Annotated in this window: 10 protein-coding genes; 4 read left to right on the top strand and 6 right to left on the bottom strand. The window is 72.1% G+C overall.

All coding sequences use genetic code 11. The annotated features are described in order from the left end of the window. Nucleotides 1–8 precede the first annotated feature (8 nt). Nucleotides 9–1,307, bottom strand: a complete 1,299-nt coding sequence (locus tag OG422_RS16875; protein WP_405743568.1) for a family 2 encapsulin nanocompartment cargo protein terpene cyclase — start codon at nucleotides 1,305–1,307, stop codon at nucleotides 9–11. Nucleotides 1,308–1,852: 545 nt separating this feature from the next. Then, the gene (locus OG422_RS16870; protein WP_143939756.1) at nucleotides 1,853–3,265 is read right to left on the bottom strand and encodes a family 2B encapsulin nanocompartment shell protein; all 1,413 of its coding nucleotides are present in this window, start codon (nucleotides 3,263–3,265) and stop codon (nucleotides 1,853–1,855) included. Between the two features lie 507 nt (nucleotides 3,266–3,772). On the opposite strand from OG422_RS16870, the gene OG422_RS16865 reads away from it, so the two are divergent. The 3 genes from OG422_RS16865 (at nucleotide 3,773) to OG422_RS16855 (ending at nucleotide 6,309) form a co-directional block, all read left to right on the top strand. Then, nucleotides 3,773–4,084 (top strand): helix-turn-helix transcriptional regulator, encoded by a 312-nt coding sequence (locus OG422_RS16865; protein WP_143939757.1) that lies wholly within the window; start codon nucleotides 3,773–3,775, stop codon nucleotides 4,082–4,084. Between the two features lie 268 nt (nucleotides 4,085–4,352). Then, entirely contained in the window at nucleotides 4,353–5,579 is a 1,227-nt protein-coding gene (locus OG422_RS16860; RefSeq protein ID WP_405743567.1) for an MFS transporter, read from the top strand. 61 nt (nucleotides 5,580–5,640) lie between these two features. Beyond that, a complete protein-coding gene (locus OG422_RS16855) occupies nucleotides 5,641–6,309 on the top strand; it encodes an O-methyltransferase (protein ID WP_405743566.1) in 669 nt (222 codons plus the stop codon). A 43-nt stretch (nucleotides 6,310–6,352) separates the two neighbouring features. Here OG422_RS16855 and OG422_RS16850 read toward each other — a convergent pair whose 3' ends face one another. Beyond that, complete coding sequence (locus OG422_RS16850; protein WP_405743565.1) at nucleotides 6,353–7,186, bottom strand: class I SAM-dependent methyltransferase; 834 nt, start codon at nucleotides 7,184–7,186, stop codon at nucleotides 6,353–6,355. Nucleotides 7,187–7,255: 69 nt separating this feature from the next. On the opposite strand from OG422_RS16850, the gene OG422_RS16845 reads away from it, so the two are divergent. Beyond that, nucleotides 7,256–9,169 carry a prolyl oligopeptidase family serine peptidase gene (locus OG422_RS16845; protein WP_405743564.1) on the top strand — a complete coding sequence of 638 codons (1,914 nt, stop codon included), beginning with the start codon at nucleotides 7,256–7,258 and terminating at the stop codon, nucleotides 9,167–9,169. A gap of 274 nt (nucleotides 9,170–9,443) precedes the next feature. Here OG422_RS16845 and OG422_RS16840 read toward each other — a convergent pair whose 3' ends face one another. The 3 genes from OG422_RS16840 to OG422_RS16830 all read right to left on the bottom strand — a co-directional run bounded on the left by OG422_RS16840 (nucleotide 9,444) and on the right by OG422_RS16830 (nucleotide 12,316). Beyond that, on the bottom strand, nucleotides 9,444–10,265 hold the full coding sequence (locus OG422_RS16840) for an SURF1 family protein (protein WP_405743563.1): 822 nt from the start codon (nucleotides 10,263–10,265) through the stop codon (nucleotides 9,444–9,446). A gap of 87 nt (nucleotides 10,266–10,352) precedes the next feature. Further along, nucleotides 10,353–11,639 (bottom strand): hypothetical protein, encoded by a 1,287-nt coding sequence (locus tag OG422_RS16835; protein ID WP_405743562.1) that lies wholly within the window; start codon nucleotides 11,637–11,639, stop codon nucleotides 10,353–10,355. Then, the gene (locus OG422_RS16830) at nucleotides 11,636–12,316 is read right to left on the bottom strand and encodes a SigE family RNA polymerase sigma factor (RefSeq protein WP_405743561.1); all 681 of its coding nucleotides are present in this window, start codon (nucleotides 12,314–12,316) and stop codon (nucleotides 11,636–11,638) included. The genes OG422_RS16835 and OG422_RS16830 overlap by 4 nt, the downstream gene beginning before the upstream one ends. Between the last annotated feature and the right edge of the window lie 217 nt (nucleotides 12,317–12,533).

The following is a 12,533-nucleotide window of genomic DNA, read 5'->3' as shown; positions in this document are numbered from 1 at the left end:
TCCAATTCTTACCAGAAGTCGGGCAGGCTGTATCGGTAGGTGTTGGTCCGGTGCCAGTAGTGGTTGCCGTCGACCCATACGGCGACCCCGCGCAGGAAACGGACCACGGTCGGTACGGGGCAGGCGGCGGCCAGGGCTGCGGCTTCGGCTTCGAAGGCGTGCATGAGGTCGTTGTGGACCTCGACCGCCTTCAGATAGGCGTCCCGGTCGGAGACGCCCTCGCGTTCGGCGATCACCACGGGCAGATTGAGGTGGCGGCCGGGGCTGTTGAGTTCCTTGGTGTACGAGTAGAGGTCGTTGACGATCGTGGTGGCGTTCCCGGCGAGCGCGATGACCCGTTGCATGGCGGGCAGGGCATGCAGATCGGCCGGGAGTTCGTAGCCGCCGACGGTGTCGGTGATGGTGGGGCAGGGGCGGAAGTTGTTGAACTGGCGCATCGCCAGGTACTCCCACACCTCCGGGACGTGGTCCTCCTGGCCCCACGCGGCCTCGGCGAGGTAGCCCAGGTGCAGGCGGGTCATGTCGTGCCGGTACCGGTCGGTCTGGGAGGCGGTGGACTGGCGGACGAAGTACTCCATGGCGGAGCGGTAGGCGCGCCGGGGGGCGTCCGACTGGAGCGAGGCGACCCACGCCGGTTCGTACTCGCCGGTGGTGTGCAGCGGGTCGAGGGCGGTGTGGGCGAGCAGCAGGCGGCTGCCGAGGCCGATGGGTGAGCCGCCGTGGTCCTCGCAGTAGCAGTCGTCGACGGCGTTCTCGGCGACCATCAGCCGGGTGGCGATCATCAGGTGGTCGAGGGTGGGCGCGTCCGGGTGGCAGGCGACCATGTAGCGGCCGACGGAGAACCCGTCGAACTGGTCCTCCCACTCCGGCGGGAACGCCTGGACCTCGTCGGTCGCCCACCGCTTGATCCGCGCACCGATCTCCTCGACGCGCGCCGGGTCGGGCTCCGGCACCGGGTGGTGGTAAAGGCCCGGGATCGGCGACCCCGGGGCGGGCGGCCCCGAGGCGGCAGGGGGCTCCGGTGCCTCCGCCGCCTCGCGGCGGCGCGGGTACAGGCTCGCGGTGCCCAGGCCGCTGGGGCCGCGCAGGATCCGTTCGATGGCGGGCCGGTCCACCGCGGCGGCGCCCTCCCGCGCGGGGCCGGTGACCTGCGCGCCGCCGGGCGTGGGCGCGTCCGTGGGGACGGTCCGTGCGAACGAGGGCGGGCCGGGCAGCGCGGGCCGGGCGCCCGCTTCGGGGCGGGGTACGGCGCGGGCCGCAGCGGCGGAGAGGCCCGGCTGCAGAGGGGAAGGCCCGGGATCGGACATCCGTAGCTCCTTGGTGAGGTGAGGTGGGCTGCCCCGGATCCCGTGCGTGCTCGCCCGGGGCGGGGAGGTCCGGGCCGTCGTGGCCGAAGTGGCCGCCGTCCGCGACGTCCGCCGTCCGCCCGCAGGACCGGACCGGACGCGGCGGCGTCGCGGGCCCGTCCTCGGGCGGCTTCGCGGGCCCGCCCTGTGGCGGATGCGCGGGCCCGTCCTCACGGGGCCTGGGGGTGTCTTTTCGGTCTTCGTGGATCAGGCCGTGGCGTCCGGTGCCGTGCCTCGCAAGGCGGAGTCCCGCCCTCGGACCGGGTGTCCGTGGGCGGGGCGACAACGCGGCGAGGTGCGGTGCCAGGCGTCACGGCCCCGCGGAGACCGGGAAACCGCCCCCTAAGGGCTGTCCCGTAATCCTTGGTGGATCAGCGCGCGGCGTCAGATGCGGTGCATCGCAAGGCGGAGGGACGTCCGGATACTGGGTGTATCCGGACGTTCCGACAACGCGGCGAGGTGCCGTAGCTGTCGTCGCGCGCCCGCCAAGGATTACGGGACAGCCCTTAGCTGCGCCGGTGCGCGATCTGCACGTTCTCCAGCACGCCGAGCGCGTCGGGCACCAGGATCGCGGCGGAGTAGTAGGTGGAGACCAGGTAGGAGATGATCGCCTGCTCGCTGATGCCCATGAACCGCACGGACAGGCCCGGCTCGTACTCCTCCGGCAGGCCGGTCTGGTGCAGGCCGATGACGCCCTGGTTCTCCTCGCCGGTGCGCATGGCGAGGATGGAGCTGGTGTTCTCCTTGGAGATGGGGATCTTGCTGCACGGCAGGATCGGGACGCCGCGCCAGGCCGGGACGGACTGGCCGCCGAGGTCGACGTGGTCCGGGTAGAGGCCGCGGGCGTTGAACTCCCGCCCGATTGCGGCGATCGCCTTGGGGTGGGCGAAGAGGAACTTCGTGCCGCGGCGGCGGGAGAGCAGGTCGTCGAGGTCGTCCGGGGTGGGCAGGCCGGAGTGGCTCTGGATCCGCTGCTTGAAGGCGGCGTTGGGGAGCAGACCGAACTCGCGGTTGTTGATCAGCTCGTGCTCCTGGCGCTCGCGCAGCGCCTCGATGGTGAGCCGGAGCTGTTCCTCGGTCTGGTTCATCGGGCCGTTGTAGAGGTCGGCGACCCGGGTGTGGACCCGCAGGACCGTCTGCGCGACGGAGAGTTCGTACTCGCGGGGGTGGAGTTCGTAGTCGACGAACGTACCGGGGAGTTCGGGCTCACCGGTGTGGCCCGCCAACATCGCGATCTCGGCCTCGCCGTGACGGTTCTGCCGCTGGTGGGGCAGGGAGCGGACCTTCTCGACGTGGGCCTGGAGCTGCGGCGCCGTGGCCATCACCGCGTCGAAGTCGGCGCGGGAGAGGGTGAGGAGGGTACCGGCGGTCTCCGCGGTGGCCGTGGAGTCCCAGATGGCGTCACCGTCCAGGAGGGCCTGCTCACCGAAGTGGCCGCCGTCGGCGACGATGTTGACGGGGACGTCGCTGCCGTACTTGCCCTCGGCGGTCTGGCTGATCCGGCCGTGGGCGACGAGGTGGATGCGTTCGGCGGGTGTGCCGCGCTCGACCAGCACCTCTCCGGCGCGGAAGTCGCGCTGGACGCAGCGGTCGGCGATGGCCTTCAGCGCCTCGACGTCGTCGAAGCCGCGCAGCAGGGCGAGTTCGCCCAGTTCGCGAGGGACCACCCGGACGTCGGCGCCGTCCTGGACGAACTCGATGCACCCGTCGCCGACGGTGTAGGTCAGTCGGCGGTTCACCCGGTAGGCGCCGCCCTTCGCCTCGACCCAGGGCAGCATCCGCAGCAGCCAGCGGGAGGTGATCTCCTGCATCTGCGGCGCGGACTTGGTCGTGGTGGCGAGATTGCGGGCAGCCGCGGTGCTCAGGCTGGTCTGCGGGGAGGTGGCCGGCGGGGCTTCCGGGCCGGTCTCAACGGTCATCTGAGGAGCTCTCCTTCGCAAGGGGTGATCGGCGTACGCGGGCCAACCAAGGAAAGGTGGAAAGAGGGTGGGGGGAGCGGAGAAAATGCGGTAAGCGGACGGTTTTCAGAACTCCGTCCGACTCCCGGAGACCAGTAAAGGGGTAAGAAACCCAGCTCACGCAAATAAGAGCACCGGTGTTACCTCGATGCGGTGACGTTAACTGCCATAAGGTTTAGCAAGCGACCCGAATGTTTTCGGACCACCCGATACAGAGCACGTCAGTCATACGGAAAAAGGGCCCACTGCAATCACTCTTCTGCTATTCAAGGAAGATTTTTGACGTGCCGTCAGATTATTCGGCGGGGTGGGGTGGGATGGGATGGGCGCGGGGGCAGCCGTCGCGGCCACCACGCGCCCGTACCCGGTACACCCCCGCCCCGCATTTGACATCCTCCAACACATCGCGAAAAGTAGATATGACGCGTTCGCGGTGGACGCGCCGACCGGAGCGGAAGGAGCGGCGCCATGGACCCCCTGGCGATCCACAAGGCGCTGGCCAACCCGGCGCGGCTGCGGTTCCTCCAGTGGCTGAAGGACCCGGCCACCCACTTCGACGAGGACGCCTACCGGCAGCAGGGCCTCGGGTTCCACATCGGGGTGTGCGTCGGCGACATCCAGGCCCGGTCGGGCCTCTCGCAGTCCGTGGTCTCCAGCTATCTGCAGACCCTGCGGGACGCAGGGCTGCTGGAGTCCGAGCGGATCGGCAAGTGGACGTACTACCGGCGCAACGAGCGCACGATCGAGGCGTTCGCGGCACACGTCCGCGACGCGCTGTGATCCACCGAGAGCGGTCCAGTCCGGCCCGGCGCGGTTCGTAAGCCCTGAGTGCTGAGCGCTGAGTGCTGAGTGCCGAGCGCTGAGTGCCGAGCCTTGAGCATTGAGCATTGAGCGCTGAACCTTTGACGCTGAGTCCTGATCCCTGCCCCTGACGGGCCGGGGCCCCGCACGGGCAAACATATCGAGAAAATACGATACGTAGATGCACTGGATGTGCTGCCGCGATGCACTACGTACAGGAACCCACCCTGAAGGAAAGGATCCGACGATGAGGAGAGAGGCGGTGGCGCTTCCGGCGCTCGCGCTGGGGGTGTTCAGCATCATCACCACGGAGATGGGGATCGTCGGCGTCCTGCCGGAGATCGCGGACAGGCTGGGGGTCAGCGCCTCCGCCGCGGGGCTGCTCGTGGGCTCGTTCGCGCTGGTCGTGGCGGTGTCCGGGCCCTTCATGACGCTGGCGTCGTCGGCGGTCGACCGGCGGGCCGTACTGGCCGTGACCATGGGCGTCTTCGCCGTGTCGAACGCCGTCTACGCGCTCAGCACGGACTTCGGACTGACGCTCGCCTTCCGCGTCATCCCCGCACTGCTGCATCCGGTCTTCTTCTCCGTCGCGCTGGCGACGGCGGTACGGCTCGGGGAGACGGCGGAACCGGCGCGGGCGACGGCGCGGGTCTTCGCGGGCGTCACCGTCGGCTTCGCCTTCGGCGTACCGCTGACGTCCTACCTGGCCGGCCACTTCTCGCTGCCGGCCGCGTTCTGGTTCGGCGCCGCGGTCAACCTGCTCGGGCTGGTGGGCCTCGTACGGTTCCTGCCCGCGATGCCGGTGGGCGAACGGCTGTCGTACGGCGCCCAGTTGGGGGTGCTGCGGCGCGGGCGGACGTGGCTGACACTCGTCTCCGTCGTGCTCGTCTTCGCGGCGCTGTTCTCCGTATACGGCTACTTCGCGGCGTACCTCGGCGGCGTCAGCGGGATGAACGGCTCCTGGATCAGCGCGATGCTGCTGGTGTTCGGCGTGGTGATGATCTTCGGCAACTTCGCCTTCGCCGCGCTGCTGCGGCGCGGGGTGGGCCGCACCGCGCTCGCCTTCCCCGTCCTGTGCCTGGCCGTCTTCGCGGCACTGTTCGCGCTGGGGGCGCGGCTGCCCGCGGTGGTGGCGCTGGTTCCGGTCTGGGCGATGGTGCACTCCGGGGGGCTGATCGTGTGCCAGAGCTGGCTGGGGCGCGATACGCGACAGGCGCCGGAGTTCGGCAACAGCCTCTTCGTGTCGTTCTCCAATCTGGGCATCACGGTGGGCACGACGGTCGGCGGCTGGTCGCTGGCGGCGCTCGGCACCCGCGCGCTCCCTTGGACCGGTATCGCGTTCGCCCTCGCGGCGCTGGTCACCGTGGTGCTGCGGCTGGCATGGGGCGAGCGGACGGGCGCGGCGCCGGAGCGTGGAACGGGGTCCGTCAGGGTCGGCGAGGAGTCGGTGCCCGTGGGCGAGGTAATTCCCTGACACCGCGATCCGCGGCCGGTACCTTCCTTGGCGACGCCCATGAGATGAGGGAAGAGGCCCTGTGTCCGAGCACCAATGGAACGCCGTCGAAGGCTACTTCGCACCCCTGCTCGCCCCACACGACGACGTCCTCGACGCGGCGCTGCGGGCCAGCGACGCCGCCGGACTGCCCGAGATCGCCGTCGCGCCCACCGAGGGCAAGCTGCTCCACCTCCTCGCGCAGACCCAGGGCGCGCGCCGGATCCTTGAACTGGGCACGCTGGGCGGCTACAGCACCATCTGGCTGGGGCGTGCGCTCCCCGCCGACGGGCGGCTGGTCTCCCTGGAGGCGGACGCGACCCACGCCGAGGTGGCGCGCGCCAACCTCGACCGGGCGGGCCTGTCCGGGGTGGCGGAGGTCCGTGTGGGCCCGGCGCTCGACTCGCTGGCCACGCTGGTGGCGGACGGCACCGAGCCGTTCGACCTGGTCTTCATCGACGCGGACAAGCCCAACAACCCGCACTACCTGGAGTGGGCGCTGCGGCTCACCCGCCCCGGGTCCCTGATCATCTGCGACAACGTCGTACGCGGCGGAAAGATCGCCGACGCGGCCAGCGCCGAGCCCGCCGTCCAGGGCACCCGCCGCTGCCTGGAGATGATGGCCGAGCACCCGAGGCTGTCGGCGACCGCGATCCAGACGGTCGGCAGCAAGGGGTACGACGGCTTCGCGCTGGCCCGGGTGACCTCGTAGGGGATCCCGTCAGGGGCGTCCCCGCTGGGGGCGCCCCTGCTGGTCAGGCGGGCCGAGTGGCCTTGAGGGAGTACATGAGCGGGATGCGGGGGCGGTCGGCGGGGAGGCGGTAGAAGCCGTCGTCGCCGCGTTGCAGCGCGCCGAAGCGCTGGAACATCGTCATGTCGTGCTCATGGAGGAATTCGATCCGCAGCCCGGTCGCGGCGACCGCGCTGACCACGTCACCGATCGGATGCTGCCATTCGACGGTGCGGTTGTGGACCGTCGGGGCGCCGAAGTCCGTATACGTACCGGGGGCTTCGTCCACCCATGCGTCACGGCTGAAGTAGTCGTGCGTGATGCGGGAGCCCGTGGAGTCGTCCAGCGCGTCGCACAACGGGTGGAACTCGGCGAGGTAGAGGAAGCCGCCGGGGGCGACGAGGGAGGCGGCCGTCTCGGCCCAACGTTCCACGTCCGGCAGCCAGTTGAGCGCGCCGATGCCGGTGTACACGACGTCGTAGGCGGAATCGGGCACCGCCTCCGCCGCGTCGTACACATCGGCGGCCACGAACGAGGCGCGGTCGGTGCCGTATCCGAGGTCGGCGGCGGTCTCGCGGGCCGCGTCGACCGCCGGTTCGGAGAAGTCCAGGCCGACGACCTGGGACGCGCCGCGGTGCAGCCACGAGAGGGTGTCCTGCCCGAAGTGGCACTGGAGGTGCAGCAGGGAGCGGCCGGTGACGTCGCCTACCTCCGCCGCCTCGAAGCCGCGGATCGTGTCCTGGCTGCGCCGGAACCCTTCGTGGTCGTAATAATCGCTCGCCATGTGGAGGGGGACCCGCTCGTCCCAGCTCGCGCGGTTGGCCTCGCGCCAGTCGTCGGGGCCCGCATGTCTTCGCATGCCGCGAAGTTATCCACAGGCATGGACGGTCGCCAACACGATTTTTGCGACCGGGCGCAGAATGGGGCCATGACTGACGAGACCACTGACAACGGCCCCGGCACCGCCCCGGCCGACCCGCACAATTCCTCGCTGCCGCACTCCCCCGCGGCTACCGCCGACGGCTCCGGCATGCCGGAGTGGGAGCAGCGGTTCCGCGCCCCGCGGGTCTCCCTGCCGAACTGGGCGCAGGACGCCCCGGACCGCTCACTGTTCGTCTCCAACGCGACCGGCACCTTCGAGCTGTACGCATGGGACCGGGCCTCCGGCAGTCAGCGCCAGGCCACGGACCGGCCGAACGGCACCACGGACGGCACGCTGTCGCCGGACGGCGAGTGGATCTGGTGGTTCTCGGACACCGACGGCGACGAATTCGGGGTGTGGATGCGGCAGCCGTTCGGCGGCGGCGCGGACGAGCCGGCCACGCCCGGGCTGGCCCCCTCCTACCCCGCCGGGCTCGCCCTCGGCCGGGACGGCTCCGCTGTCGTCGGCCGCTCCACGGACGAGGAGGGTTCGACGATCCATGTCGTCCGGCCCGGCGAAGAGCCGGTGGAGATCTACCGCCACCAGGAGTCGGCGGGGGTCGGTGACTACTCCCACGACGGTTCGCTGATCGCGATCGAACACACCGAGCACGGCGACGCGATGCACTCGGCGATCCGCGTCGTCCGCCCGGACGGTTCGACCGTCGCCGAGCTGGACGACACCAAGGGCGGTACCGAGGAGCTGGGGCTGTCCGTGATGGGCTTCGCGCCGGTCGACGGCGACACCCGGCTGCTCGTCGGACACCAGCGGCGCGGCCGGTGGGAGCCGATGATCTGGGACCCGCTGACCGGCGTCGAGACCGCCCTCGACATCGACCTCCCCGGTGACGTGGGCGCCGACTGGTACCCGGACGGCTCGGCCCTGCTGATCGAGCACGAATACCAGGCCCGCAGCGAACTGTGGCGCTACGGCCTCGGCGCAGCGGCCGCCACCGAAGGTGCCACGCCCGCGCTGACGCGGGTGTCCACCCCGGTGGGCACGGTGTCCGGGGCGACGGCCCGGCCCGACGGCGCCGTGGAGTTCCTGTGGTCGTCGGCCGCCCAGCCGCCGGAGGTCCGGTCGACGAGCGGCGCGGTCGTCCTCGACCCGCCCGGGATGAAGGCCCCGGCCTCGGTCGCGGTGACGGACACCTGGGTGGAGGGGCCGGGCGGCCGGATCCACGCCCTGGTCCAGCGGCCCGCGGGCGACGGCCCGTTCCCCACCGTCTTCGACATCCACGGCGGCCCCACCTGGCACGACAGCGATGCGTTCGCCTCCGCGCCCGCCGCCTGGGTGGACCACGGCTTCGCGGTCGTCCGCGTCAACTACCGCGGTTCGACGGGCTACGGACGCGCCTGGACGGACGCGCTCAAGCACCGCGTCGGACTGATCGAGCTGGAGGACATCGCCGCGGTCCGCGAATGGGCCGTCTCCTCGGGCCTGGCCGACCCGGAGCGACTGGTCCTGTCCGGCGGCTCGTGGGGCGGCTACCTCACCCTGCTCGGCCTGGGCACCCAGCCCGACGCCTGGGCCCTCGGCCTCGCCGCCGTCCCGGTCGCCGACTACGTCACGGCGTACCACGACGAGATGGAAGCCCTCAAGGCGATGGACCGCACCCTCCTCGGCGGCACCCCCGAAGAGGTCCCGGAACGCTTCGAGGCGTCCTCCCCGCTCACCTACGTGGACGCGGTACGGGCCCCCGTCTACATCTCCGCGGGCGTCAACGACCCCCGCTGCCCGATCCGCCAGGTGGAGAACTACGTCGAACGCCTGGAACAGCGCGCCCACCCGCACGACGTCTACCGCTACGACGCGGGCCACGGCTCCCTCGTCGTAGAGGAACGCATCAAGCAGGTCCGCCTGGAACTGGACTTCGCGCTGCGGTACCTGAAGGAGGGGGAGAGGGAGGGGGAGAGCTGAGGTGAGGGGAAGCGGCGCGGGCGCCAGGCCGGGCGCCCGCTGCCGGGCCTGGCGCCCACTGCGGGGCTGTCCCTCGGGGGGCGGGGCTCGGAGGCCGGGGGCGGCTGCGGGTGGCGCCGTGCCGTCGTGGGGTTTCGCGCCGTCGCGCCGTCGCGTCGTCGAGCCGTCGCGCCGTCGCGCCGGACGGTGCGGGGCGGTGACGCGGTCGTGCATGCGTGTGCGCGAGGCGGGGTGGGAGGGCGGAGGGGTGGGGGGGGCGGGGGGGGGAGGCCCCCTAGCCAGCCGAAACGCTCTCCCGCTCCCCCTCCCCCACCCCAATCCCCAACGCCTCATCCCGGGCCGCCTCCGCCTCTCGCCGGAAGAGCCGGAACCACATGAAGAGGACGAAGCCGGCGAAGACGAACCATTCGCCGGTGTAGCCGAGGTTCTGGAACGCCTTGAGGTCCAGTCCGCTGCCCTCCGCCGCGGCCGGCGGTACGGCCTTCAGGGGCGCGGAGGTGTCGCCGAGCGTGATCCAGGCGTCGTAGACCGGGTACGGCACGATGTTGACCAGCGAGGCGGCGCTGATCATGCCGAGTTGGCCGCTGGGGAGGCCGCCGCCGGACTGCACGCCGCTGGTGCCGACGTTCTCGGACGCCTGGAGGGCGCCGGTGACGGTCACCTCGCCGGACGGCGGTGCGGGCACCTTGGCGGTGTCGGCGGGGTTGTTCGCGTCGCCGGGGAGCCAGCCGCGGACGACCGGGAGCGCCTTGCCACCGTCGGTGCGCAGCGGCGTCAGGACGTAGAAGCCGGGGCGGCTGCTCGCCTTGCGGTCGAGGGTGCGGTCCGGGACGAGCAGTTGGTGCCGGGTGTCGTACGTGCCGCGGGCGCGGGCCTGGCGGCCGGAGGTGACCTGGTCGACGGGGAGGAGGCTGTCGAGGGGCCGGGCGGCGGCCGTCTCGGCTGCCGCGGTCCGGTCCGCCTGCTGCTGGTGCGAGTTGACGCGGTCCTCGAAGCGGCTGAGCTGCCAACTGCCCATGAAGACGCAGAAGGGGATCGCCAGTACGGCGAAGACGTTGATCCCCCACCACCGCGGGGTCAGCAGGAACCGGTACACGCCGTCAACGGTACGGGGCCCGTCCGGCGCCCCCGCACCGCCCCCTCACGAGGCGCCGCCTCCGTACGGGACCGGGGCCGGCGATCCCTACTTCCCGTTCAGCACGCCGGTCCGGTACACGGTCCCGGCGCAGGCATCGGTGAGGGTGGCGTCGGCGGCGGTCGGTTCGCCGGATTCCGGGGTGTGTCTGAGGACGATGCCGCCGGGCGCCGCGCCGCCGCCTCCCGAACCTCCGCCGTTCCCGCCGGTGGTGTCGCCGCCCCGGCCGCCGCCCGTGTCCTCGCCGTTGTCGGCGGCGGGCGGGGCGGCCGACGGGCTGGACGGCGAGGCCGACGGCGACGGCCCGGACCCGCCGCAGCCGCCGGACGCCGGGATCCACGCGAATTTGATCTCGTACGCCTGGCCCGGCTTGAGAACGAGCTGGTCAGGGGCGGTGGCAGGGTCGGGCAGGCCGGTGGCCTCATCGCCGCTGGTGTGGTCGACGACATGGATGCGGGCGGTGTCGGCGGAGCCCTGCGCCTTGACGTCCACGGTGCCGCCGCCGTCGACGGAGCAGGCCGTGGCGGAGGTGTTGACGACGCGGAAGGCGCCGTAGACGCGGCCCTCGGAGTCGGCGGGGGTGACGCTGCCGGTGCCCTTGCCGAGCTGGTCGCGTCCGCAGGCCGGGGAGGTGACGTCCATCGTTTCGTACGGGTCCGGGCTGGTCGCGCCGGTGCCGTGTCCGGGGTGGTGGGTGCCGGGGGGTTCGCCGTGGCCGTCGTGGGGGTGGCCGGGGCCGCCCTCCGCCGCGCCGCCGCCGGAGGGCTGGCGTCCGCGGTGTACGGGGGCGCCGTCCGGGGCGCCGTCGGCGTCACCGGTCTGCCGGTTCCCGGCGGCGTTCGCGGGCCGGTCGCCGGAGGCGTCGTCGAGGTGGGCGACCTGCACCATCGCCGGGATGGAGGTGCCGCCGAGCAGCAGCGCGGCGGCCGCGCCGACGACGGCGTGGCGGCGGCGCCGGCGCCGGGTGGGGACGGCGTGCCGGATCTGGTCCAGGGCGTCCGGTGCTGGTTCCAGGTCGCCGACGGAGGACTGCAGCAGCCGCCGCAGTGCGTCCTCGCCGTCGAAACCGTCGTCGCCGGGCGCCTCGTCCTGCCGTGGGAAGCCGGGGCCATCGGCTCCCCCGGAACCCGCGCCTCCGCCGTTACGGCCCGCGCCACCGGCCCCTGGGACGTCATCCCCGGGCCCGGCACCCCTGGCGGCCCCCTGGGCCCAGCCGGGCGCCCCGTGACTCCCGCCCGCACTTCCGGAATTCACGAAATCTCCGGCACCGTCCGGGCCGCCGGGATCGCCCGCCCCGGAGTGTGCACGGGCCGGGTCGACGGTGTTGCCGTTCATGCCGGTGCCTCCATCGCGACGCGGAGCGCCGCGATACCGCGTGAGCCGTACGCCTTGACCGAGCCGAGCGATATGCCCAGCGTCTCGGCGACCTGCGCCTCGGTCATGTCGGCGAAGTAGCGCAGCACCAGCACCTCGCGCTGGCGGCGCTGGAGTCCGCGCATCGCCCGGATCAGCTCATCGCGTTCCAGCAGGTCGTACGCGCCTTCCTCGGCGCTGGCCATGTCCGGCATCGGCTTGGAGAGCAGCTTGAGGCCGATGATGCGGCGGCGCAGCGCGGAGCGGGAGAGGTTGACGACGGTCTGCCGCAGGTAGGCGAGGGTCTTCTCCGGTTCGCGAACGCGGTTGCGGGCGGAGTGGACGCGGATGAACGCCTCCTGGACGACGTCCTCGCAGGACGCGGTGTCGTCGAGGAGCAGCGCGGCGAGGCCGAGCAGGGAGCGGTAGTGGGCGCGGTAGGTCTCGGTGAGGTGGTCGACGGTGGTGCCGGTGGCCGCCGCGTCATCGGAGTCGCCGCGCTGGTCGGCGTCCCCGCGCTGGGGCGGGAGTTTGCCGGGCCGCGTGGTGGGCCAGGGCGCGATCACCGGCATGCCCCCGGCGCCACGGGCGTGGGGCGGACGCACTGCCGCGCCCGCTGCGCCCGCCGGGGCGATCGTGAATGCGAGAACCTCTGCCACGCCTGTTGGACACGCATCTCCCCGTCAGGGTTGTACGCGCACGCCGCCGTCTCCGGTGATGCGTGATATGCCCTCATTGCGCCCCAGCTCTTCCTCGGTGCCCCAATTGCCCCGATGTGCGCACCGGCCTCAGTTGCGTCGGGGCACCCGTCGGCCCGCCGCGACCGCCCCCGGCACCGTCCGCCCCAGGGGCCCTGACCGCCCACGACGCCCCGCG

This window comes from Streptomyces sp. NBC_01525 (assembly GCF_045040405.1).
In the GTDB taxonomy this organism is placed as follows: domain Bacteria; phylum Actinomycetota; class Actinomycetes; order Streptomycetales; family Streptomycetaceae; genus Streptomyces; species Streptomyces benahoarensis.
This window is presented reverse-complemented; position numbering and strand designations above follow the sequence as displayed.

Bases quoted from the DNA above. Each gene is read 5' to 3' on its own strand.
- OG422_RS16875 (WP_405743568.1), bottom strand. From the start codon at position 1,307: ATGTCCGATCCCGGGCCTTCCCCTCTGCAGCCGGGCCTCTCCGCCGCT.
- OG422_RS16870 (WP_143939756.1), bottom strand. From the start codon at position 3,265: ATGACCGTTGAGACCGGCCCGGAAGCCCCGCCGGCCACCTCCCCGCAG.
- OG422_RS16865 (WP_143939757.1), top strand. From the start codon at position 3,773: ATGGACCCCCTGGCGATCCACAAGGCGCTGGCCAACCCGGCGCGGCTG.
- OG422_RS16860 (WP_405743567.1), top strand. From the start codon at position 4,353: ATGAGGAGAGAGGCGGTGGCGCTTCCGGCGCTCGCGCTGGGGGTGTTC.
- OG422_RS16850 (WP_405743565.1), bottom strand. From the start codon at position 7,186: ATGCGAAGACATGCGGGCCCCGACGACTGGCGCGAGGCCAACCGCGCG.
- OG422_RS16845 (WP_405743564.1), top strand. From the start codon at position 7,256: ATGACTGACGAGACCACTGACAACGGCCCCGGCACCGCCCCGGCCGAC.
- OG422_RS16835 (WP_405743562.1), bottom strand. From the start codon at position 11,639: ATGAACGGCAACACCGTCGACCCGGCCCGTGCACACTCCGGGGCGGGC.